We start from the raw sequence: 24,215 nt of genomic DNA on the forward strand, positions 1-24,215 counted from the left end.
TGTCCGGTTATCCTGAAGAATGGAACTCGGTTGGTGGATATAAACGGAGTTTTTCCGGTTATCCTGAAGAATGGGACTCGATTGGTGGATATAAGCGGAGTTTTTCCGGTTAAGCAAAGTAAAATGGTCCATTTTCATCTTTGATTAAATAGGCGGAATCTTTCCGTCTATTTAATCTATTTTTTGTGCTATTTCTTCATTAAGAGGAATTTCTCCGCTTATTTCCTGGGATTCTTGTAGATTTCGAAATTAATACAAAAAATGCTTGGAGCATATATATGTCTCCAAGCATTTTCCTTTGCTGAACTACATGTTAAATTTAATCCTAGTGCTAATAACTATATGAAAAGCAATATTTATACGTATTTTGTACTTTAAAACCGAACCCTTTAGGAAAATCAGGGCTGGTTTAAACCTTAAACCTACCTTATAGCAAGCCAATCAATTGCAGGGACCGTGATTCTTCTCGTTTTTATCGTTAACATACTTGAGTAAGCTTTTAAAAATTCTTCATACTGTCCTGATTTGTTTAAGATTTCTTTCATTCGCTCTTCAAATCTCGGCTTTTGATCTTCTGGTGATAAATAGTATTCTTCGACACACTCAAAATAATGAATTGGAAATAGCAGTCTGCTGTATATTAGTCTCCAGGAAAAGGGAGATAGAGGAGTGGTACGATCATACTCTTCGAGGAATTTAAATCCCTCTGATCTAAACTGTTCTGATTTTTCCAAGAAATACTGCCTCATATATTCCGCTAAATCCCGGCTACTATGATCAAACACCCAATCTGTTGGAGACTTTATACACATGCTAGGATTCCATGTATATTCATGAAACCGTTGGTGACAAATTGTCCCAGAATCAATCGGCTGTGGTTCTTCATCCAATTCTGTATCAACTAAATATTGTATAGCATTTTCTGATAATCCCACATAATAAGGAAAAGATTCAACAAACAACTTTTCAAATGTAGAAAGAGGTTGACTTTGAACTTTCCCCCTCCAGAACATCTCCAATTGATCCAGTCTTTTTTCCCAAAGAATTTTCCACTGACCGATACGCTGCGTTTTCGATACTTGATATGGATAAGCCCTTGCTTTCGAATGAAAACGCGCTAAATCCCTTCCTAATAGGTTAAACCTGCCTTGTGTATAGGCTGAACATTTTAGTACAGCATATCTAACTGAATCTTGCTCAAAAAACAAGTGATTTTGTTTCGTTAAGACCATCGTGGCTATATGAGGTTCCCCTTTTTCAAGCATATATTGACTTAATTGATACAATTCATAGAGCTCTTCCTCTTCAATATGTGAAACAGGAACAATGATAAATTGATTATTATGCAGGCTAAACGAGTCATAATGCCCTAATTTACTTATTTCTCTTACCTTTATCCCATACTCTTCATAAATGGTTTGTTTCATTTCCTTATCCTCCCAGCAATAACCTCCATACTAATCATAATCATTTATTCTTATCTTTATGATTAGACTAAAAAGAAAATAAGTTATTAGAAGGAAATTACCCCTCTATAAAGAATTTTATCTTTAATCAGGTTATTAGAGAGTAAAACAAGGGAATGATTAGAAATGAACAGATTCACAAAATACGATAAGATACGTTTTTTATCCGTATATATCAGTGAGTCATCTCATACAATGAATAAATACACAACGTAAAAAGTCTCGTTTCCTGACGAGCCTGAAAGGGAAAGACAGAGGTATTTAGCACTTATCTTATATTAAAAAATAACTTCTGTGAAATTACTTTCATAACGTACAAAAAAAGAATTGGGTGATAAGATGAAAAGTGAAGAGAAAATGGACATTGTTGAAAAAACAGCAAGAGATTGGCTAGTTAAACGAGGTGTAAAGCTTGAGGATATCGCAGACCTTGTATACTTCTTACAAGAAAAGTATCATCCTGATCTCTCAATGGACGATTGCTTAGATAATGTAGATCGTGTGCTTACAAAAAGAGAAGTACAAAACGCCATTCTTACAGGAATTCAATTTGATATTCTCGCTGAAAAGGGACAACTAGAAGAGCCTCTTCAATCTATTATCGGCACTGATGAAAGTCTTTATGGAGTAGATGAGATTTTAGCATTTTCAATTGTTAACATATACGGCTCCATCGGCTTTACTAACTATGGATATATTGACAAAATGAAGCCAGGCATCCTTCAATACCTTAATGATAAATCAGGTGGAAAATGTCACACATTCTTAGATGACATTGTTGGCGCAATAGCAGCAGCAGCTTCAAGCAGGCTTGCTCATCGTGCTAGAGATGTAGAATAAATAAGGATTTAAAAAAGCTACTTCCATTATGAAAGTAGCTTTTTTATATTGTGCTTCAATTTATATTTTTCAGGTAATCACTCAATGAATCTACTGTATAAGTTGGTTGGCTGCTGTATTGCTTTAGTAGCTCCTTCGTTGTTACACCAGTATGGACAAGAAGCGTATCAATTCCACAATTCATGCCAGCCATTATATCTGTATCGTAATTATCACCAACCATTAATGTATCTTCTTTTGCTACCCCCAATACCTCCAGTGCTTGTTCAACAATAATTTTCTCCGGCTTCCCAATAAATATAGGTGCTGTATTAGTTGATACAGCTATAACGGATGTTAACGCACCATTTCCAGGTAATAACCCTCTTTCAGTAGGAATTGCGATATCCGCGTTTGTGGAAATGAAGGCTGCACCGTTTCGTACCGCAATGCAGGCTCTGGCATATTTTTCATAAGATATGTCTCGGTCAATTCCCACAACAACAAAATCTGGATTTTCATCAACTAAATGAAGTCCACCTGTTTGAAGAGCCTCCCTTAAGCCTTCTTCCCCTATCATATAAACAGTAGCCTGATCCTTTTTTTGTGCGATATAATTCGCTGTTGCCTGACTTGTCGTAAATACCCGATCCTCTGATGCCTGTATTTGAAATTCATTTAATTTCTTAGCAACTTGTTTAGGTGTTTGAGAAGAGTTGTTCGTCACAAACAGATATGGAATCTCATTTCTAACTAAATAGTCAACAAAATGACCTGCTTCCTCAATCCTCTCAGTTCCTTTATACATCGTTCCATCTAAGTCGATTAAATACCCTTTGTATTTTTTCAAACGTATTCCCCCTAGTTGTTTAACCTATTATTGAAAGTCTAGTAATAAAAACAAAGAGGATGACAAGTATTCGTCATCCTAATGGTTTAAATGCTGAGACCGGCCCTAATTCATTTTCTATGTAACTTCGAACTTGTGCTGGAAATGAAGTAATTCCTGCTTTATGAGAAGTAACAACCTGTTGTAGCTCCTCATGATTTATCTCTAAATAATCCTGAACAAGTTTTTTTCTAAGAAGGATAACTTGTTTTAAATCATTTCCCTGTTCTTGAGTAACTACTTTTTCATCTAAAAGTATGTCGATAATGTCTTCGTAACTGCCAGGATCTCTCATAATGAATCCATCAATCATCGAATTTCCAACATCAATGATCGTTTCAATGAACATATGACAAATTCTTTCTAGTCCTGCCTTCTCTATTTCTTGATTCCAAGATGATTGGTTATTAAAGAGTTTTATCTGGTTTTCTAGAAATGTTAATTTCGCCTCTATTTGGTCTCGATCTACAAAATACAAGTCATCACCTTCCTATACTAAAGCAACACGTTCCTTCTGTAATTGTCCAGGCCTTGCATAAAAGTAACCTTGTGCTAAATCAACCTGGTTTCTTTTGAGAACCTCTGCTTCTTCTTCCTTTTCAATACCTTCTGCTACTACTAAGGAGCCTGTTTCTCTAGCAATTAAAATAAGTCCTTTTAGCATTGATTCCTTTACCTTGCTCGTGTCAATATCTTGAATGACGGATCGATCTATTTTTATAATGTCCGGAAGAAGCTCACTTATTGTATGTAAACTAGAATATCCTGCTCCTGTGTCATCAACTGCTATTCTAAAGCCCTTTTGACGTAATTGTTTTATATTATCATGGAAAAATTTTAAGCCTTCAATTGAATCTCGTTCAGTTACTTCAAAAATCATTCTTCTAGGCTCGATATCAGGGTATCGCGTTAACAGTTTTTCTAGTCCAGGAATAAACCGTTTATTTCCAAGAGTAATTGGAGTGAAGTTTAAAAATACATCATCCATACAACCTACTGAATGGATCAAATGAAATGCTTTCTCTAGGACTAAAAGTTCAAGATCATAAATTAAATTGGATTGCCTGGCTAATGAAAATAATTGTAAAGGACTCTCAAATGCAGTATCTTTAGGTCCTCTTGTCAAAAACTCCCACGCTTTAATTTGATTTGTTGATAGGTCTATGATTGGTTGAGCCAACAGACTAATATCCTGCTTTTGAATAATATCACGCATTTTTAATAACGTTTCTATATATCGTGACTGAATTCGCTTTTCAGCCATTGCCACTGCTTGTTGTTGTGCTGTATATAGTGCATCCTGGATCGTTGAGTGCTCTCTTTCAATGAACATATAACCAATTTCAAAAGAATGGTTAAAATAAGGATACTTTGTAAACATCCATCTTTCTAACCTTGGCACTAGTGTTCGAATGAGATTCTCAATATGTACAACACTTTGCTTTTCATCATTTATTTTAAAGAAAATGGTTAATCCTTCACTGTAATAATCGTGAACAACAAGTAAGTCTAAGTTGTATGGGGAATCTTCAACAATGCTTTTGAATCCCATTCTTAGATCTCTTTTATATTCCTCTAATTGTACCGGTTCCAATTGTTGAGAAAATTCACGAAGATTCGAGATAGTCATGACTACTACAGCAACCTGATGTCCGCTTAACATCGCTTGATGGACGGCTTCTAAAATCGGGTCTCGAAGTACAAATTTAGGTGGATAGAATTTTAATTTGCTTTTATGTAAAAATAGTTTACTCCATTTTCTTAAACGCCTATAATGTTTTTCACAAAGCCCACTTATCATATTATGTACTCAACCCTTCTGACATTAACTATATGTAGTAACATTTTAACATATTTTTCTGTTTTTCGACTTTTTTTTGTAAAAAATTATTTCCATCCTGTTCCTTTTATGATTGAGGTTTTCTCAGGACTTATTTCTTCTGATATGATAAGGGTATGGATGAAATTTGGGTAAATAAGGAGAGATATAATGTCTGAACGATTTTTTTTATATGATGATACAGTTGATACAAAAACAAGGTTTGTAAGCTTTGTGGGGGAAAATCAGCGATTCGATCTGGCCATTGTTCAGAGCGACCGTTATTATGGTAAGCATCTTGTTTTGGATATACAAAGTAATCGCTTTGCCATTATTGGTGAGGATGATTTAAAGGAACCAGGATACATAGAATATGCTTATCAGCTAAATGAGGAAGATGCAGCAGAGCTCCGTGATTTTTTATATGAATTAATGTGATGTATGGTAAGGTGATTTTCCGTAGAAACTACCGATTAAAAGGTAGGTGACCTATGATGGATGATAAAGAAAAAGAAACGTATACCGATTTTTCAAATGTAGAAACACAGCGTAACTTTTTAATTCCTGAACAACTTCCAGAGGGTCCTTATGGTTCACCGCGAAATAAGGACGAGCCTGTTACTAATAAAAGTACACCTTGGAAGGAAGGGCAACGTTATTATAGTGCCTTTAATTACGAGAATAAATCACTTCATCAAAATTTGGAGCGACATGATATGCCGGCTCATCCAACCCATGATGACCCCAACAAAAACGAAGAACCACCTTATACGTCAAAATAAGATGGTTAACTTAGGATAACGTGACTAGTTTTTGTCACGTTATTTTTTTATTCTTTTTAGAACAAAGTACGCACAGCCGAAATTACAGTATTCAAATATGTACTCATCAAGGGTACTAATTTTTGTGTCATAGGTTGCTTTTTGATTTTGATCATCAAAAAAACCACGAAGTCTTAACTGACTATAGCCCCAATCTCCAACAATAAAATCATATTTATTTAAAATTTCGCTGTATCTTTCCTTAAAAGCCTCTTCGTTAAAACCGTTTTTTTCTTCTTTTACTAATTCAAAATGTTGGTTTTGAACACTTATCATGATTTCACCTCATCCATATTCCTTATTCTTATCATAATCTAAACATCTTCAACCATCAATTGCTAAGAAAATTTCATGACACTTTGGTAACTATAAAAGAAGAGGAGGTGCTAATAATGATAAAAACCAAATTAGCGATTAGTATTGTAGGTTTATCTTTATTAACAGCATGTCAGTACGGTGCAGAAGAGGATTCTTCTTTTATGCATGAAAGTGGAAATACAATAAATGTAAGTGATCGTACTGATTTGTACAACGAGGAAGGTTCGCCAAATGCAAATGATAAAGGAGCAAACTTTGGATTTGTTCGACATCAAAAAAGTGGCATTCCTCAAGATATAGCCTATACTCCTACACCTGGAATGGACCGAGAAGCTGTTGCCAATTCGATTAGCAGCTTAAGTGTCCAGCTTCCTAACGTAAATGATGTTGCAACATTAGTTACAGATGAAGAAGTGTTAGTCGCTTATGAAACAGATTCAGATAATCGTTTTGAAACAGCCGATCAAGTAAAGAAAACAGCTTTATCAGTTATACCGCGTTATTATCACGTGTACGTTTCTGATAATCCAAATATGATTCAGCAAATCCAAGCGTATAGTCCACTTGATTCAACAAGTCGAGATATTGATGAAATCTTAACAGATACAATAAACAAGATGCTTGAGTCTCCTCAAGGCCGTGCTTTAAATAATGGCGAAAATGCTAATGGAGAAGGCTATGGAGAAATGAATGAAGATATCGATGATGATATGAAGGATGATTATGAAAAATCCCGTTACGAGAAGGAAAAAATGCAATAAAGATAAATGGAACTGTCATTTGACAGTTCCATTTTTCCACGTTATTAAGCCTGTGCTTGTTTCTGCTTAGCTGCAGAATTTACTTGTTCATCTGCATGATAGGATGAACGAACAAGCGGACCAGCTTCACAGTGGCTAAAGCCTTTACTCAATGCAATTTCACGAAGTTCAGCAAATTCATCTGGATGATAATATTTTTGAACTTTAAGGTGTTTTTTCGTTGGTTGTAGATATTGACCAATTGTCATAATATCCACATCATGAGCACGTAAATCATCCATTGTTTCAATGATTTGCTCTTTTGTTTCTCCAAGACCAATCATGATACTTGATTTAGTTGGAATTTCAGGTTGCATTTCTTTAGCCCGTTGTAAAAATTCTAAAGAACGATCATATTTCGCACGAGCACGAACTCTAGGTGTTAGCTCACGAACTGTTTCAATATTATGGTTAAGGATATCAGGTTTTGCATCCATTAACATCTTAAGATTCTCATAAACGCCACCCATATCTGAAGGTAGCACTTCAATTGTTGTAAACGGACTTTTGCGTCGAATCGCACGAACTGTTTCAGCAAATACTTGTGCTCCACCATCTTTTAGGTCATCACGAGCTACAGCAGTTACAACTGCATGTTTAAGATTCATAAGAGCAACCGAGTCTGCTACGCGTTCTGGTTCTGCTAGGTCTAATTCAGTAGGAAGTCCTGTTTTAACGGCACAGAATCGGCATGCACGAGTACATACAGCACCTAAAATCATAAACGTAGCTGTACGACGAACAGCCCAACATTCATGAATATTTGGACATCTAGCCTCTTCACAGACAGTGTGTAGGTTTTGCTCTCTCATCAGCTTTTTTAGATCTGTATAGTTCTCGTTCGTGTTTAATTTTATTTTTAACCATTCTGGCTTACGTAGATATTCTTCCTTTTTCGCCATCTGATTCATCTCCATTATGTAATCTATTTATCGTTGTCCACTAATCTAACTATTTCAATATACGTTTCCACTTTAACATAAGGAAACGAGTCGGACAAGGAAAAGGACTGTATGTAATTTCTAACATTTTCTATTAATGAAATACAAATTGAAAACCAAACTATAAAAAGATACTTCCATGGGCAGTTATTGACAAGGATTGGACTTTTACTGGCAGTATTACCTTTTACATTGAAACCAGGTACCACTGCCAGTGAAGGTGTGATTCAATTTGGAACAAATGAAAGGAGCTCATTACTGTGCAAAAAGTACTTTCCTTTATGATCATCTTCTTCATAATGATCTCTGTTTCAGCACATCAAGTTGCCAATGCTGCTGAAAAAACCGACCAAGAAAAAGAATATGAAAAGCTAATGAGCTTATATACAAAAGTAGAAACATTAACGAACATACCTTGGTATGTGTTAGCTGCAATTGATCAATATGAAAGAAATGTCCGTCATTCTAGAAAAGACATTCCCAAAGCTAACGGGTCCATTGAAATTTATGTCAAACCCGAAGTATGGGCAGGGCCCCTCAATCCAAATATGCAGGATACCAATCCTAGAAGCATAGGTTTATTTGGTGGAATTGGAGAGGATGGTAATGGAGATCAGGTTGCCGATCCAACAAATGACGAGGACATCCTCTATTCTTTTGCGCATTATTTACAATCATATGGATCAGATTTGGAAAATTTAAAGATTGGCTTATGGGATTATTATCAACGTGATAAAACAGTTGGACTCATTTTAGGTCATATGAAATTATATAAAAAATATGGCCACTTGGATTTAGATAAGCATGCATTCCCTGTCCCTCTACAACATAACTATAGTTACAAAAATACGTGGGGAGATGCCCGCGGCTGGGGTGGCAGAAGAATCCATGAGGGAACCGACATTTTTGCAAATTACGGGGTTCCAGTAAGAGCAACTTGTTACGGAGTTGTTGAGATGAAGGGGTGGAATCGATATGGTGGTTGGAGAGTAGGAATACGCGATATCGACAATACGTACCATTATTTTGCCCATTTAAATGGTTTTGCAGATGGCCTCCAAACAGGACAAGTTGTAGAGCCAGGTCAATTAATTGGATCAGTAGGAAGCTCTGGATATGGTCCTCCTGGTACCGCAGGAAAATTCCCACCACATCTACACTATGGCCTTTATAAAGATAACGGTCGAACCGAATGGTCATTTGATCCGTATCCTCACCTGAAATCTTGGGAACGAGCTGACCGAAAAAGAAAATAGTATCGACAAAACTCGGGGCGTGCCTGTCACTTCCCGAAATGTACAAAAAAGAGGCTGATTTTCTCAGCCTCTTCTCATTTATTTTTGTTTTGCTTTAATTACAGCATTTGTAATACTTGCCGCAAGGCCTCCCCAAACGACTACAATACCGATTACCATCATTGCAATAGCAGATGTACTCATTATTGAGAAACCTCCTTATTCTTTGAAGTTGTTGATTCATTTTGCTTTTTATTTGTTACCGAGAACAGTACTCCAACTAAGACTGCTCCAATAGCTACCGTCCAACCCCAATTAAAGAGGAATTCACGAGGGTAGTCACCATATTCGCTTGTTAAGTTTGTTCTTAAGTTATCGAACATCATATATCCTAGTACGATTGGAGTGATAAAACCTAAGCATACTCTCCACCAAGTACCTAATTGAATGTCTGACAGCTCATTAGCATGCTTTTGAATATTCTTTAATTCCTTTGCAAACCATGCAATTGCAATTACTTCAATGAAACCAGCTAATGTAATACCAAATGTATTAATGAAGTAGTCAACTGAATCTAGGAAATATAGACCACCTCTTGTAGCGAATAGTAATGAGATAACAGCAGCTAACCCACCACCAATTGCAACAGCCTTTGTACGAGATACTTTAAACTTCTCTTGAATACCTGCAACATATGTTTCTGTAATGGAAATCAAGGATGTTAAACCTGCTAATATTAATGAACCAAAGAATAGGAACCCAAATAATCCATTAAAAGCAGGGAATTCATTAATAATTTGTGGGAATACAACAAATGCTAGACCAACACCAGAAGAAACTACTTCTGCTACAGGAACTCCTTGCTGTGCTGCCATAAATCCTAATGCACTAAATACTCCAATACCAGCAAGAACTTCGAATGCTGAGTTTCCGAAACCAGTAATAAAAGCATTGTTTGTAATATCAGATTTTTTAGGAAGATAACTTGAATAAGTAATCATAATAGCAAATGCAATCGATAAACTAAAGAAGATCTGTCCGTAAGCCGCAACCCATACTTTACCATCTAGGATTTTACTCCAATCTGGTTTGAAGAACGCATCTAATCCTTGAGCAGCTCCATCAAGTGTTAAAGCGCGAATAACGATAATAGTAAACATAATAACTAAAACTGGAATAAATACTTTATTAGCTGCTTCAATACCTTTTTTAACACCCGCAAATAAAACGCCTAAAGTAACAATCCAAACTAAGATAAGTGGAATTAAAACCCCTGGTACTAGCCCACCAAATTGACCAGGCTTTTCTGCTAGTTGTAGGTACTCACCGAATAAGAATCCTTCTGTATCAGTACCCCAATTTTGGTTAAATGCAAAAACAGAATAAGATGAAGCCCAAGCGATAATAACTGGATAGTAACATGAAATAACAAATGCGATAGCAACCTGCCACCAGCCCAACCATGAACTTCCCTTACCAACTTTACCGAAAGTTGTAGGAGCAGATCCACGATATTTATGTCCTAGTGTAAACTCCATTACTAGTAATGGGATACCAGCTGTTAACAAAGCAAATAGATATGGTAAGAAAAATGCTCCTCCTCCATTTTCATATGCTGTTGCCGGAAATCTCCAGATATTTCCTAAACCTACTGCAGAACCAACAGCTGCTAGAATAAAGCCAGCCCTTGTCCCCCACTGTGGGCGATTTTCCATAATATTTTCCTCCTCTTCTCATCTCTCACTTAAATGTGGAAACAATTAGAAATTATATAATTTTCTGATTATTTATTATAATCTATACATAGTATAATCGGACATTATGCCTATGTCTATAAAAAATTTTTAAAAAATACTATTTTAAGATGATATTTTCAGAAATTTTAGATTCTATTAAATAGAATATGGAAATACTTTATACATTTTCAAACAAAGACAGATTTTCCCTTTAACTCTTTAATTCTTAAAAGTTGTAAAATGAAATAGTCACCATAAATATTTTTTAACTTCTAAATATTCAGTATCTTTCGACCCTACCTTATATTAATAAAAAATAGATATTACTATTCAAGGAATAACATTACAAAGAAATGAAAAAAAAAGAAAGGCGAATCGCCTTCCTTTTTATACTGCTTTTGCTCTTTTTGCAAAAATGAAAATAAACCCTACTAATAAGATAGATATTGTAAGTAAACCAACTAAACTACTACCCGTAAAACCTAAAACAAGATAACCGATTGTAGCAACGCCTCCACCAATTAAGGCGTAAGGTAACTGAGTCAATACGTGATCAATGTGATGACTTCCTGCTCCTGTAGAGGATAGTATTGTCGTATCAGAAATTGGTGAACAATGATCACCTAATACAGAACCTGCAAGAACTGCTGCCATAGCCGCAAGCAACATGTTAATATCAGTAGCTGCTGTAATTTCACCTGCAATTGGTAACATGATTCCAAAAGTTCCCCAAGAAGTACCAGTTGCAAACGCCATGAATGCTGCCAATATAAACATTACGACTGGAAGATACGATAAGTTAAGGTTAGATTTTTCAACAATTCCCGCTAAATATTCCCCTGTACTTAATTGACCGATCAAATCTACAATAACCCACGCAAATAACAGGATGTAGATAGCTGGTAGCATTGATTTAACACCTTCAATGATTGCAAGGGGCAAATAACGTCCATTAATTCCTCTACTAAAAAATAATATGATGGTGATTGCTAGTCCAAATAGTCCGCCATATAATAGCGATGCTGAAACATCTGTATTTTCAAAGATTGCAAAAATATCTACAGCTGATTTGTCTTCAATTGCTGAATAACCCGTATAAAGCATCGATGCCACTGTACCAATAATTAAAGAAAGAATAGGCCAAACAAGGTTACCAATCGTGCCTTTATCACTTGTTGGTAAATCTTCTTTAATTTCACCCAATGCTTCTTTGGAAGGATCAACTACTTGTCCAGTTTGAATCGCACGATCTTCATGAACTTTCATGCTGCCAATATTAATATTGAAATAAGCTACTGCAAACACAAGAACCAATGCAGCAAAAACATAGTAGTTCATCGGAATCATTGTCATAAATGCGCCAAGCGGTGTAAACTCAGTAACACCATGAGTAGTTAAAATTGTCGCAATCATTGCAATGATATATGCTCCCCAGCTTGAAATTGGTGAAACAACACAAACTGGTGCTGATGTTGAATCAATAATATAAGCAAGTTTAGCCCGTGAAACCTTTTGACGATCAGTAATCGGACGACTAACTTGTCCAACGGCAAGTGCATTAAAATAATCATCAATGAAAATGAGTATTCCTAATATTGCTGCTGTAAATTGAGCTCCTGTTCGAGTTTTTACACGCTTTTGTGCCCACTCACCAAAAGCACGACTCCCGCCTGAGATAGAAATAAGTGCTGTAACAATTCCTAAGATTAACAAGAATAATATGATATAAACATTCCAAGTGTTTAATTCACCTTCAGAAATGAAAATACCTTTAACAGCATTTATTATGACCATCCCGGAATCTGCGATTGAAAAATCCTTTAGTAATAACGCTGCTGATACAATCCCCACGCCTAGAGATAACAAAACTCTCCTTGTTAAGATAACCATTAAGATGGCGATTATCGGGGGAATAATTGAAAAAATAGTGCCTGACATGATGTAAAATGCCTCCCTGTTTTTATTATTGGAAGGGCTTATACTGATTGTAAGGAACAATGCACCCTAAAAAAGTGCATAGAAAAAGAGTAACGATAGAAAATAACTATCATTACTCTTATTTGAATAATGTTATGTTATCCTCCATCTCGATCAGTAGCCCTCCATTATAGTTTTCTATAATGACAGTATTACCTTTATTCAACGTAATACCAGCAAATGCAGCCTGACTAGCCAGCATTCACTTCGGCAAAAACCCCTTTTCAATACGTTCATCGTTGTCATTCTCACATATTGTACTCTTGGTTTCTGCGCCTCTACCTCATCATGAGATAAGGTGATGTAGGTCAATATTTAATTAACTTTCAATAGTTTAGCAAAATAGTAGTCATATGACAACTATGGAATTGCTGGTAATTCAATGGCAGGTGCATTTTCTCCGCTTCCATTATTATAATACTGCGGTACATCACCGTGAGCTGCAATGTCAACAATAGGAATTGTATTAGTAATCGTAACAGGCTTTGTTGAGAAGGGGATAACAACCTGGACAGTTACTTCCACAATAACAGATATTTCATGAACAGCACTGTTAATTCCATATTCCTTTAATGTTCTTTTTATATCGGTATGTACATCACCTATTAAGTAAAAACGAACTGGAATATCTGGACCTATAGTACTTAAAATTGCATTATCCGTTATTTGCCCCAGCGGAATCGAATAAACAATTCCATCATCTAATTCCATTTCCTGATTGTCTGTTGTATGAAAATTTCCTTTTTCAATTTCGGTTAATTTCCTTGTGATGTTATCAGTAATTCGATCTAATTCTGCTCGAACAACTGCTGAATTAAATCGGATTGTGTTTGTATTGCCGTTGTTATCCTTATCTATTATAACAAGGTTTTCTTGATCTTTCTCTGTTTCTTCCTTTACAGCTTCATGAATAATCGTTGTTGCAATGGAAGAAGCTTCTAGCTTTGCGATATCCATAATAGCTGGCTCTACTTTGCTATCTACATACCAAAAACTACTGGCTGTCAGAAACGTAAATATAACAAGTGTTAACAACAGTACATATCGAAAAGGTAAAGGCCCTTTGCGCGGGCGTCGACCGCGAAACTTAGCCAAAACAAATCCCTCCTTTACAAGCTATGTTTATGCATGACAGGAGGGATGTACGCTTACTTTTTTATTCATTCTAAACTTTTTATTGTTTTAGGACAATACAGGCTTGCTTCTTACTTAAGCCATTTTTAGTAAAGCATCTTTTCCTGTTGTTCCCACAGTGATTCCCAGTTTTTCTGCTTCATATGTGACAGATTCCAGTGGCGCTTCGAGTAATTGATCAATTGTACGGACACCAACAGCACGACCAGCAATAATTCCTCGGTCTTTAAGCTTTTCATTTAATAATGCAACATCAAGTGCTCCGCACATGATATATCCTTTATCGTTTGTAACTGCCATAAAATTTGTTTTAGGCAACGCAACTGTAATCGCTGTGAACTGCTTTCCTTCTATAACAACTGGAGTCATTGTAACCATTGTGTATCTACACTCCTTTCTTGATATATTCTTATGAATTAAGAAAGGATACGTGTAGATATGTGCCTATTCAATTCTAGATTTTTCACCTAACTTCCAAGCTAATAAATCTCTCAATAATTCAGGCATAAAAAACACTTTTTTCTCGGCATGACCGATTTCAGGATATAGTGGACCGAGAGTAAACATATCGATCGTCGCAACAGCATAAATTCTTTCAGGCGAAATGGGTTTGCCATTAACAACTATTTCTTTCACATGATCTTTGCCATCCTCTAACGTTTCCATGTTTACTTCAATCCCATCAAAAACCATTCGTCCCATTACTTTTCCTCTAAAGCCAAGACCTTTTAGCTTTAAATGTTCCATCTTCTCATCTCTCGATTGAACAATAACTTCTTTAAGAACATCACCTTTTAAATAAACCTTACACGGATTTATTGGATGTGGACAAATGCGATGAAGATCTTTTCTTGTGACAGATCCTTTTTGTAATGGCTCTAAAAGAATACCTGAGTTCACCATTGCAACCTCTCCATCACACCACTCCTTTATTGATTGAACAAGGAGTTTTGGGAATTCAGATTCTTGGTACCAATCTAAAGAAAGACCATTTTTTGAGACACCAATTACCTCCGAAAGAATGTTATCGGCTTGTCTTGAAGATTCTTGTAGCCATAACTCTGTTTCATTACATACTATTTTCTGCTCCTCTATTGGAAATAGAGAAGCTTTATACTGATGAAGTTTATTAGTCTCAAGACAAATAGATAAAGAAATATGCCCAACATATTGACCATATTTTCCTGCACCTGCGATTAGAGTGTTATGAAGCTCAATCCCTTCTTTCAGAACATGATGGGTATGACCTCCGATAATTACATCAATATCAGGAAACTCTTTTGCTATAATTTCGTCATCACTTATTCCCAAATGAGACAAAAGTACAATCACATCACATTGTTCCTTTACTTGTTCAACAGTCTCCAATAAACTTTGAAAAGGGTCTTTTATTTTCCATCCAAGTAATTCATAGAACTTTTCATAGAAAACCGTAACACCAAGGAAAGCAATCCTCGTACCACTGTTAAGTGTAATAATATGATAAGGAACAACCCAATTAGGGCGTTCCCCCAATTCGGTATATAAATTAGATAATATCACCGGAAATGTTGCGTTTTCGTATAAAGAATCAAGGTCATCATGTGAAAAAGTAATGCCTTCATTATTACCAATTGTTACTGCGTCATAATTTAACTGATTTAACAGTGTAACATTTGCTTTTCCCTTTGTTGCTTCAGTTATTGGATGAAACCGATCTGAATGATCTCCAATATCCAATAAAATCATTTGTTCATTTTGTTGATCATGCCATGCTTTATTGTTTTTTATAAATTGAACGATAGCTGGCCAATTTTCAAAATGACTATGTAAATCATTTGTATGATAAAGGTGAACGGTTTCTAACATGTTCCTCTCTCCTTACTTAAACTCCACATATTACATGCCCTCATTATTATCTTGAAACAAACTTAATTGTTTTTCAGCTAAGCCTGTATAATGAAGATTTAGTAGATTTATCATCATCTTTGCATTATCTGCAGCATCTCCACCTGAGTTGTTATTAAAGAGCATATATGTTGTTTCTGTTCTATGTAGTATCTCAGCTAAATGGTCTTTCCACTCTAATAACTCTTCTTCATTATATCGATACAAATATCGAACATCTCGCCAATTATCTCCATTAGCCGGCTTATTCCATCCATATACATTTCTTCCATGGAGACGGATAAGTGTTTTATGAGGAGTAGTTGGTTTTAGAACGGTGGGAATCGATCTTTCACCAGCCTGAGGTTCGTCCACAATACTATGAATCCATTTCTCATCCTCCATAAACTGTAAGGTTTTATCATAATAACTAGAAGAAAACCACGAGCGGTTGCGAAATTCTAATGCAACCTCTGTATCTCCCATTTTTTCTCTGCACCATTTTAAGTATGCTACATTTTCTTTGTTACATGAAAACCAAGGGGGAAATTGGAATAATACCATAGCTAATTTATTTGCATTTTTTAATGGTTGAATCGATTTTATGTATGCTGAAAACATATCAGATTTGTTATCAAAGGGAATTTCTCCGCGAAGATGTCCTGTCATTCCTTGATAAGCTTTTGCTATAAACTGAAACCCCTTTGGTGTATCTTTTACCCACTTTTCCATATTACGTTCCGGCTGGACAGCATAAAAACATGAATCAATTTCAACCGTTGGAAAATGTGCAGCATATTCTTGTAATTTATTCGTTGTATTCAAACTAGTGTAAAGGGAATCATGATCTCCCCATCCAGTTAAACCTATTTGAATGCTTGTCAATCAAAATCATCCTTTTTTTAATTAACGGCTTTACCTTAATTATACGACTCTTTGTTCTTTCCATAAACCTTAACAGAGTTCTAACGACATATTACCCAAATATAACACAAATGGTTGTTTCACACGTATTCTTTACGTACTAAAAAGGACTGACAATTGTCAGTCCTTTTTATATGAAAGTTATTAACCGATAGAACCTTCCATTTCGAACTTGATCAGACGGTTCATTTCTACTGCATATTCCATTGGAAGTTCTTTTGTGAATGGCTCGATAAAGCCCATTACGATCATTTCTGTTGCTTCTTCTTCTGAAATACCACGACTCATTAGATAGAATAATTGCTCTTCAGATACTTTTGAAACTTTCGCTTCGTGTTCAAGAGAAATATTATCGTTAAGAATTTCATTGTATGGAATTGTATCAGATGTTGATTGATTATCCATGATGAGTGTATCACACTCAATGTTTGATCTTGCCCCTTCAGCTTTACGTCCAAAGTGTACAATACCACGATATGTTACTTTACCACCTTGCTTTGAAATGGATTTGGAAACAATCGTAGATGATGTGTTTGGCGCAAGGTGAATCATTTTTGCACCTGCATCCTGGTGTTGACCTTTACCTGCTAAGGCAATAGAAAGTGTCATACCACGTGCTCCTTCACCACGAAGGATAACAGCTGGGTATTTCATAGTTAATTTTGAACCAATGTTACCATCGATCCATTCCATCGTTGCATTCGCATCACAAACTGCACGCTTTGTTACAAGGTTAAACACGTTATTTGCCCAGTTTTGAATTGTTGTATAACGGCAGTAGCCACCGTCTTTAACAATGATCTCAACAACTGCACTGTGAAGTGAGTTCGTTGTATAAACTGGAGCTGTACAACCCTCAACATAGTGTACATGTGCGCCTTCATCAACGATGATTAATGTACGCTCAAATTGTCCCATGTTTTCAGAGTTAATACGGAAGTATGCTTGTAATGGAGTATCAACTTTAACACCTTTTGGCACATAAATGAATGATCCACCAGACCATACAGCAGAGTTTAAAGCAGAGAACTTATTATCTGCTGGAGGAATTACTTTTCCAAAATGCTCACGGAAAATATCTTCGTTCTCTTTTAAAGCTGTATCCGTATCTTTGAAGACAATACCAAGGTCTTCAAGGTCTTCTTTCATGTTATGGTAAACAACCTCTGATTCATATTGAGCTGATACACCAGCTAAATATTTTTGCTCTGCTTCAGGGATCCCTAATTTATCAAATGTAGCTTTAATTTCTTCAGGAACCTCATCCCATGAGCGTTCTGATTTCTCAGAAGGTTTTACATAATACGTAATTTCATCGAAATTTAATGAGGCCATATCCCCACCCCATTGTGGCATTGGCATATTGTAAAAATACTCCAATGATTTCAAACGGAAATCAAGCATCCATTGTGGTTCATCTTTCATACGAGAGATTTCTTCAACAATCTCTTTCGTTAATCCTCGTTTAGAACGGAAGATGGAAACATCCTTGTCAGCAAAACCATATTTATAATCGCCGATTTCAGGTGCCTTTTTTGCCATCTACATTCACTCCAATCAAATTAGATTTATGGCGTAAGCAACCTATTCGTTGCCTTCTTTCACGCCCTTTTCCATAGCCTTCCAAGCTAATGTCGCACATTTTATACGTGCAGGGAATTTTGCCACTCCCTGTAATGCTTCAATATCACCTAAGTCGATATCATCATCATATTCTTTTCCTAACATCATATTCGAAAAGATTTCTGATAGCTTTAATGCTTCTTCTAATTTTTTACCTTTAATCGCCTGAGTCATCATTGATGCAGAAGACATTGAAATCGAGCAGCCTTCTCCTTCAAATTTTGCATCCTTAACAACATCATCTTGTACATCAAGTGTTAAACGGATACGATCTCCACAAGTTGGATTATTCATATCAATTGTAAGACTGTTGTCAAGGATCCCTTTATTTCTCGGGTTTTTATAATGATCCATAATAACCTGACGATAAAGAGTATCAAGATTTACATGATTAGACATTACTGAAGTACTCCTTTGTCTTTTTAATACCTGCAACAAGCTTATCAACTTCTTGTTCCGTGTTGTACAGGTAAAAACTAGCTCTTGCTGTTGCGGAAACCTTCAGCCATTTCATTAAAGGCTGCGCACAATGATGACCTGCACGAACAGCAATTCCCTCAGCATCTAAAACTGTTGCAACATCATGTGGATGCACATCTTCTATATTAAATGTTACTAACCCAGTACGTTTCTCTGGACTAGGACCGTATATAGTTAAACCATCAACTTGACTAAGCTGTTCATAAGCATATTTAGTTAGCTTACGATCATGGGATTCTATATTGTCTAGACCGACCTTCTCCAAGAAATCAATTGCTTCGCCAAGACCAATGGCCCCAGCAATGATAGGAGTTCCAGCTTCAAATTTCCACGGAAGCTCCTTCCATGTTGACTCGTGTAATCCTACAAAGTCAATCATTTCACCACCGAATTCAACAGGTTCCATCTTCTCAAGGAGTGCTTTCTTACCGTATAACACACCGATACCTGTTGGGCCACACATTTTGTGAGCCGAGAATGCAAAGAAATCACAATCTAAATCTCGGACATCTACTTTCATATGTGGAGCACTTTGACAACCATCTACAACCATCACAGCTCCATGCTTATGAGCAACCTCTGTGATTTCTTTTATCGGATTAATCGTTCCAAGTACGTTTGATACATGCATGACTGATACAATTTTCGTATTTGGTGTGATTGTTTCTTCAACATCCTTCAAGTCGATTGTACCATCTTCTTGTAATGGAATATATTTTAAAGTGGCACCAGTTATTTTCGCTACCTGTTGCCAAGGAATCACATTCGCATGATGTTCCATATAAGTGATGACAATTTCATCACCTTCTTTTACATTTGTAAGCCCATAGCTCTGAGCAACAATATTTAAAGCAGTAGTAGCACCTCTAGTAAAGATGATTTCCTGGATCGATTTTGCTCCAATAAATCTCCTTACCTTCTCACGAGCTCCTTCATAACCGTCAGTTGCTCTTGTACCCAATGTGTGTACACCACGGTGAACATTAGAATTATATTCTTTGTAATATGTGGAAAGAGCATCTATAACGGATAGTGGTTTCTGAGAAGTTGCACCACTATCCAAGTAAACGAGGTCTTTCCCGTTTACTTGTTGGTCCAAAATCGGAAAGTGCTGACGAATATCAGAGATATTCATTATTTAACTTTCCTTTCAATAACCTCAACTAACTGCTTTTTAACACCTTCAATAGGTAGTTCTTTAACAACAGGTGCTAAGAAGCCATGGATAACAAGACGCTCAGCTTCTACTTTAGGAATACCGCGGCTCATTAAATAATATAATTGAATTGGATCAACACGTCCAACAGAAGCAGCGTGACCTGCCGTTACATCATCTTCATCAATTAATAGAATTGGGTTTGCATCACCACGTGCTTTTTCACTCAACATAAGAACACGAGATTCTTGTTCTGCGTTTGACTTTGAAGCACCGTGCTCGATTTTACCAATACCATTGAAAATAGAAGATGCACTATCCTTCATAACTCCATGTTTTAAGATATACCCTTCTGAGTGTTTACCAAAGTGTACAACCTTCGTTGTGAAGTTTTGCTTTTGCTCTCCACGACCTACTACAACTGTTTTTGTATCTCCAAATGAGCCGTCGCCCATTAAGTTTGTAACATTTTCAGAAATTGTATTGCCATCATTCATTAAACCTAATGCCCATTCAATACGTGAGTCACGACCAGCAACCCCACGGCGGTTTACATAAGTTGTTACTCCTTCTGCAAGAGTATCAACTGCACCGTATGTTACACGAGCATTTGTATTAGCAAATACTTCTGAGATGATGTTAAACACACCCTCTACATTTTGAACAGTAGAAATATAGTTTTCTACATAAGTTACTGAGCTATTATCATCAGCTACAACAATTACGTGGTTGAATAATGTTGTATTAGGGTTGTCATGAACAAATACTGACTGAATTGGTTCTGCTACTTCTACATTTTTTGGGACATAAACAAATACCCCACCGTTATGAAGAGCTGCATGTAAAGCAGTTAAGCGGTGCTCGTCAACCTTCACCCCGTCCGTCATAAAGTATTTTTGTAGCAAGTCAGAATGCTCTTTTGCTGCAGTATGGATATCTGTTAGGATGACACCTTTATCTTTTAATTCAGAAGATAATGAAGTATATGCAGCTGTATTGTTAACTTGAACATATAAGTTTTTAGTTGTAGACTCAAGGTCAATTAATGATTTCACATCTTCATGTAAGTCATTTAATGAGTCTAATTTTGCACTCTCAACAGTATGTTCTTTAAAATTTGTAAAATTCCATTTATCGATTTTTGTTTTATCCGGTTTAGGCATAGGAAGATCCTCTAGCTTGGCAAAAGCTTGTAAGCGAAGATCTGTAAGCCAATCCGGCTCACCAAGCTGTTTTGAATAGCTTGAGACATAATCCTGATTGATCGTTAATGTTTCCATCGTCTTAGTCCCCCTTACTATTATGCTTCTTGCCCAACAGTTTCGTCTTCAATACCTAATTCTTGTTTAATCCAGTCATAGCCTTCTGCTTCTAAACGTTGAGCTAGCTCAGGGCCACCTGATTTAACAACACGTCCTTGCATCATTACATGTACTTTATCTGGAGTGATGTAGTTTAATAAACGTTGGTAGTGAGTAATCATTAAGCAACCGAACTCTTCACTACGCATTTTGTTGATTCCTTTTGCAACAATTTTTAATGCATCAATATCTAGACCAGAGTCAATTTCATCTAGAATAGCAATTTTTGGTTCAATCATCATTAATTGAAGGATTTCATTACGTTTTTTCTCTCCGCCGGAGAAACCTTCATTTAAATAACGTTGTGCCATATCTTGATCCATTTCAAGCTCATCCATGTTTGCATCCATTTTACGAATGAATTTCATTAAAGAGATTTCATCGCCTTCTTCTCTGCGGGCGTTAATAGAAGAACGTAAGAAATCCGCGTTTGTTACCCCACTGATTTCACTTGGATATTGCATAGCTAAAAATAGACCTGCACGAGCACGCTCGTCTACTTCCATTTCTAATACATCTTCCCCATCTAATGTAATGCTACCTTGTGTTACCTCATACTTTGGGTGCCCCATGATTGCTGAAGATAAAGTAGATTTACCTGTCCCGTTTGGCCCCATGATTGCATGGAACTCTCCGCCTTTTATTTCAAGATTTACACCTTTTAGAATTTCTTTCCCATCAATTTCTACGTGTAAATCCTTAATGATTAATGTAGAGCCTGCCATAATGATACCTCCAATAATATATAAAGTTTACTAATTCTCATTTTATTCTCATTCTAATATTATAACAAATGAAAAGTGAACACAACCTTTAAGGAATAGAGTCGAATTTTGACATTAAAATATCTATCCTAACTTTGATAAATTCACATTAAAAAATTTATGTAAATAGAGAAATTAGACAGTTTCTACTATATAACACATTGCTCTGTGAATCTACCTTGAGACCCTAGTTTATTTTTCACCTTTTAAGAAAAAACATTCTCTTTGTGATGAAGGAAATTAGAGGGTTAAGTATGTGCATTTGGAGTAAACACGCTTTTTCCTCCCTAATGTCTTTCCATTAAAAAAGAAGAACCAGTTATTCTGGTTCTTCCATCTATAGGCTTTACTTTTTCATTTTTCTTTCAACATCAGCATAAATCAACTGACTTTTACGATAATCTTCTTCACGGCTCTTTTCAACATCCATACGTTTATCATGCTTACTAGCATATTCAGCGTACCCTATACCATGAGAATGATGCATCGCCTTTTCCATTTCAGTTGTGTAATTGAGATCAATTGACTCTTGATTCGAGTGAATAATGAATCAATCCTTTCAGCTTTATTTTACATATAAAGCTTATCAAGAATATTCAAACAACTCAAAGTTCGTAAGATAATCTCACAAACCGTAATATTTGAAATTGATTCATTCTGTAAAAATAACCAACTATTTTTGTAATTTCCCTCAAAAATACTCTATATTACTCGATTTATTGTTTTAGTTGGTTTAACTCTGTTATACATTCTTGAACTAATGTAACAGCTTGGCTCATTGCTGCTCCACCACCAAATGCAGCTGTAACACCAACAGTTTCTAAAATTTCTTCTTCACTAGCACCGTTGTCCAAGCATCCTTTTGCATGGTAGATAATGCAGTATTCATCTTGGGTATTCACTGCAATTCCTAATGCAATTAAATGTTTTTCTTTTTTTGATAGTGTCCCTTCAGCAAAACAAGCTTCAGTAAAAGCATTATAATGGCGTGCAATCTCCGGCATCTTTTGTGTGAAAGTACCTAATCCACTTTTATATTCATGTAAAGCAGCTTCCGTAGAATTTCTAGGTTCATGATATTCCATTTTCAATAACAACTCCATTCATAACTTAATCAATCAGTAATAGTATGTATTTTTCAAACCATTGTATACAAACTTGGTGACTGAAGAATCCAATAAAAAAAGAGACCTGTGTTTACAGATCTCTTAAAGGATTTCTTAAATTAGTCATTTACAGGCAGTACTGAACCTGGGTATTTTGTATTAATAAAATCCTTAATTTCTTGAGATTTTAATACTTCTACAAGAGTCTTAATCTCTTCCTTGTCTTTATCCTCACTACGAACAACAATGATGTTTGCATAAGGGTTATTTTCACCAGCTTCTAGAGCTACAGCATCTTCTGCTGGATTTAATCCTGCTGCAAGTGCGTAGTTACCATTGATAATAACTGCATCACCTTCGTTATTTTCATAAGCACTTGCCAACATTTCTGGTGCAACACTATCATCAATTTCTAGGTTTTTAGCATTTTCAACGATATCATCTTTTGTTGCATTAATTTTATCAACATCTGGATTTAATTTAATTAGACCTTTTTCTTCAAGTAGTGCTAACACGCGTCCCATTTCTGCAACGTTGTTACTCATGATAATTTTTGCACCTTCAGGTAACTCTTCAAGTGTTTTGTATTCTTTTGAGTAAATACCAAAAGGCTCAATATGAATTGCTCCAACATTTGCAAGATCAAAATCATTTTCTTTAATTGCATTGTCTAAATATGGAACATGCTGGAAGTAGTTTGCATCCAGGTCACCTTCAGCAAGCGCTGGGTTAATTAATGGATAATCTGAAAACTCTTCGATGTCTAATTCAATACCTTTGTCTGCTAACAGTGGTTTTGCTTCTTCTAAAATTTCTGCATGAGGAACAGTTGTCGCTCCAACTTTTAGTACTTTCGTTTCTTGCTCAGTCCCTGTGTTTTCTTCTTGAGTTGTTTCATTTTCGCCTCCGCCACATGCAACAAGTAGAATAGCGAAAATTGTTAATACTAATGATAAAAGATATTTTTTCATCATTTTTTC

The 24,215-nt window shown here is 35.9% G+C and carries 26 protein-coding genes and 1 riboswitch; of the genes, 5 read left to right on the top strand and 21 right to left on the bottom strand.

Annotation, left to right across the window (positions count from 1 at the left end; genetic code table 11):
* Positions 1-422: 422 nt before the first annotated feature.
* Positions 423-1,427, bottom strand: coding sequence for a spore coat putative kinase YutH (gene yutH / locus ACEWK1_RS17255; protein WP_416636536.1), 1,005 nt, complete (start codon positions 1,425-1,427; stop codon positions 423-425).
* Between the two features lie 378 nt (positions 1,428-1,805).
* Between yutH and ACEWK1_RS17260 the strand changes: the two genes are divergently transcribed.
* A complete protein-coding gene (locus tag ACEWK1_RS17260) occupies positions 1,806-2,306 on the top strand; it encodes a phosphatidylglycerophosphatase A (RefSeq protein WP_121663319.1) in 501 nt (166 codons plus the stop codon).
* 55 nt (positions 2,307-2,361) lie between these two features.
* On the opposite strand, the gene ACEWK1_RS17265 is transcribed toward ACEWK1_RS17260, so the two are convergent.
* The 3 genes from ACEWK1_RS17265 to ACEWK1_RS17275 form a co-directional block, all read right to left on the bottom strand.
* Positions 2,362-3,135: a TIGR01457 family HAD-type hydrolase gene (locus ACEWK1_RS17265; RefSeq protein WP_121663320.1), complete on the bottom strand. Its 774-nt coding sequence runs from the start codon at positions 3,133-3,135 to the stop codon at positions 2,362-2,364.
* 73 nt (positions 3,136-3,208) lie between these two features.
* Positions 3,209-3,652 carry a DUF86 domain-containing protein gene (locus tag ACEWK1_RS17270; protein ID WP_251397673.1) on the bottom strand — a complete coding sequence of 148 codons (444 nt, stop codon included), beginning with the start codon at positions 3,650-3,652 and terminating at the stop codon, positions 3,209-3,211.
* A 12-nt stretch (positions 3,653-3,664) separates the two neighbouring features.
* Entirely contained in the window at positions 3,665-4,975 is a 1,311-nt protein-coding gene (locus ACEWK1_RS17275; protein WP_121663322.1) for an EAL domain-containing protein, read from the bottom strand.
* Positions 4,976-5,164: 189 nt separating this feature from the next.
* Between ACEWK1_RS17275 and ACEWK1_RS17280 the strand changes: the two genes are divergently transcribed.
* Positions 5,165-5,431, top strand: a complete 267-nt coding sequence (locus ACEWK1_RS17280; RefSeq protein ID WP_098795478.1) for a DUF3055 domain-containing protein — start codon at positions 5,165-5,167, stop codon at positions 5,429-5,431.
* A gap of 56 nt (positions 5,432-5,487) precedes the next feature.
* Positions 5,488-5,775 (top strand): cytosolic protein, encoded by a 288-nt coding sequence (locus ACEWK1_RS17285; protein ID WP_121663323.1) that lies wholly within the window; start codon positions 5,488-5,490, stop codon positions 5,773-5,775.
* Between the two features lie 39 nt (positions 5,776-5,814).
* Here the strand turns inward: ACEWK1_RS17285 and ACEWK1_RS17290 are convergent, their stop codons facing one another.
* Positions 5,815-6,090 carry a YutD family protein gene (locus ACEWK1_RS17290; protein WP_121663324.1) on the bottom strand — a complete coding sequence of 92 codons (276 nt, stop codon included), beginning with the start codon at positions 6,088-6,090 and terminating at the stop codon, positions 5,815-5,817.
* Between the two features lie 116 nt (positions 6,091-6,206).
* On the opposite strand from ACEWK1_RS17290, the gene ACEWK1_RS17295 reads away from it, so the two are divergent.
* Entirely contained in the window at positions 6,207-6,893 is a 687-nt protein-coding gene (locus tag ACEWK1_RS17295; RefSeq protein WP_121663325.1) for a YhcN/YlaJ family sporulation lipoprotein, read from the top strand.
* A gap of 44 nt (positions 6,894-6,937) precedes the next feature.
* On the opposite strand, the gene lipA is transcribed toward ACEWK1_RS17295, so the two are convergent.
* Entirely contained in the window at positions 6,938-7,849 is a 912-nt protein-coding gene (gene lipA, locus ACEWK1_RS17300; protein ID WP_255301566.1) for a lipoyl synthase, read from the bottom strand.
* A 305-nt stretch (positions 7,850-8,154) separates the two neighbouring features.
* On the opposite strand from lipA, the gene ACEWK1_RS17305 reads away from it, so the two are divergent.
* On the top strand, positions 8,155-9,129 hold the full coding sequence (locus ACEWK1_RS17305; RefSeq protein ID WP_416636541.1) for a M23 family metallopeptidase: 975 nt from the start codon (positions 8,155-8,157) through the stop codon (positions 9,127-9,129).
* Between the two features lie 78 nt (positions 9,130-9,207).
* Here ACEWK1_RS17305 and ACEWK1_RS17310 read toward each other — a convergent pair whose 3' ends face one another.
* The 15 genes from ACEWK1_RS17310 to ACEWK1_RS17380 form a co-directional block, all read right to left on the bottom strand.
* Entirely contained in the window at positions 9,208-9,312 is a 105-nt protein-coding gene (locus tag ACEWK1_RS17310) for a methionine/alanine import family NSS transporter small subunit (RefSeq protein ID WP_121663326.1), read from the bottom strand.
* Positions 9,312-10,823, bottom strand: coding sequence for a sodium-dependent transporter (locus ACEWK1_RS17315; protein WP_121663327.1), 1,512 nt, complete (start codon positions 10,821-10,823; stop codon positions 9,312-9,314). The genes ACEWK1_RS17310 and ACEWK1_RS17315 overlap by 1 nt, the downstream gene beginning before the upstream one ends.
* 408 nt (positions 10,824-11,231) lie before the next feature.
* Positions 11,232-12,782 carry a Na+/H+ antiporter NhaC family protein gene (locus tag ACEWK1_RS17320; protein ID WP_121663328.1) on the bottom strand — a complete coding sequence of 517 codons (1,551 nt, stop codon included), beginning with the start codon at positions 12,780-12,782 and terminating at the stop codon, positions 11,232-11,234.
* 149 nt (positions 12,783-12,931) lie between these two features.
* Positions 12,932-13,110, bottom strand: a riboswitch (Lysine riboswitch).
* Between the two features lie 71 nt (positions 13,111-13,181).
* Positions 13,182-13,916, bottom strand: a complete 735-nt coding sequence (gene yunB / locus ACEWK1_RS17325; protein WP_121663329.1) for a sporulation protein YunB — start codon at positions 13,914-13,916, stop codon at positions 13,182-13,184.
* Between the two features lie 114 nt (positions 13,917-14,030).
* Positions 14,031-14,333: a YunC family protein gene (locus tag ACEWK1_RS17330; protein ID WP_098796449.1), complete on the bottom strand. Its 303-nt coding sequence runs from the start codon at positions 14,331-14,333 to the stop codon at positions 14,031-14,033.
* 66 nt (positions 14,334-14,399) lie between these two features.
* The gene (locus ACEWK1_RS17335; protein WP_416636537.1) at positions 14,400-15,803 is read right to left on the bottom strand and encodes a bifunctional metallophosphatase/5'-nucleotidase; all 1,404 of its coding nucleotides are present in this window, start codon (positions 15,801-15,803) and stop codon (positions 14,400-14,402) included.
* Between the two features lie 30 nt (positions 15,804-15,833).
* Complete coding sequence (locus ACEWK1_RS17340; RefSeq protein ID WP_416636538.1) at positions 15,834-16,706, bottom strand: DUF72 domain-containing protein; 873 nt, start codon at positions 16,704-16,706, stop codon at positions 15,834-15,836.
* 183 nt (positions 16,707-16,889) lie between these two features.
* Entirely contained in the window at positions 16,890-18,287 is a 1,398-nt protein-coding gene (gene sufB / locus ACEWK1_RS17345; RefSeq protein ID WP_416636539.1) for a Fe-S cluster assembly protein SufB, read from the bottom strand.
* A 42-nt stretch (positions 18,288-18,329) separates the two neighbouring features.
* Complete coding sequence (gene sufU, locus ACEWK1_RS17350) at positions 18,330-18,767, bottom strand: Fe-S cluster assembly sulfur transfer protein SufU (RefSeq protein WP_121663332.1); 438 nt, start codon at positions 18,765-18,767, stop codon at positions 18,330-18,332.
* Positions 18,760-19,983, bottom strand: coding sequence for a cysteine desulfurase (locus ACEWK1_RS17355; protein ID WP_098796444.1), 1,224 nt, complete (start codon positions 19,981-19,983; stop codon positions 18,760-18,762). Before ACEWK1_RS17355 ends, sufU begins: the two co-directional genes overlap by 8 nt.
* The gene (sufD, locus tag ACEWK1_RS17360; RefSeq protein ID WP_098796443.1) at positions 19,983-21,284 is read right to left on the bottom strand and encodes a Fe-S cluster assembly protein SufD; all 1,302 of its coding nucleotides are present in this window, start codon (positions 21,282-21,284) and stop codon (positions 19,983-19,985) included. The genes ACEWK1_RS17355 and sufD overlap by 1 nt, the downstream gene beginning before the upstream one ends.
* A 20-nt stretch (positions 21,285-21,304) precedes the next feature.
* Positions 21,305-22,090, bottom strand: a complete 786-nt coding sequence (gene sufC, locus ACEWK1_RS17365) for a Fe-S cluster assembly ATPase SufC (protein ID WP_098796442.1) — start codon at positions 22,088-22,090, stop codon at positions 21,305-21,307.
* A 385-nt stretch (positions 22,091-22,475) separates the two neighbouring features.
* Positions 22,476-22,616: a hypothetical protein gene (locus ACEWK1_RS17370; RefSeq protein WP_176551024.1), complete on the bottom strand. Its 141-nt coding sequence runs from the start codon at positions 22,614-22,616 to the stop codon at positions 22,476-22,478.
* Positions 22,617-22,845: 229 nt separating this feature from the next.
* The gene (locus ACEWK1_RS17375; protein WP_098796441.1) at positions 22,846-23,214 is read right to left on the bottom strand and encodes a carboxymuconolactone decarboxylase family protein; all 369 of its coding nucleotides are present in this window, start codon (positions 23,212-23,214) and stop codon (positions 22,846-22,848) included.
* Positions 23,215-23,354: 140 nt separating this feature from the next.
* On the bottom strand, positions 23,355-24,206 hold the full coding sequence (locus tag ACEWK1_RS17380; protein ID WP_098796440.1) for a MetQ/NlpA family ABC transporter substrate-binding protein: 852 nt from the start codon (positions 24,204-24,206) through the stop codon (positions 23,355-23,357).
* Positions 24,207-24,215: the final 9 nt, after the last annotated feature.

Origin of the sequence: Metabacillus sp. YM-086 (assembly GCF_048059995.1) — a bacterium.
GTDB classification, from domain to species: domain Bacteria; phylum Bacillota; class Bacilli; order Bacillales; family Bacillaceae; genus Metabacillus; species Metabacillus litoralis_B.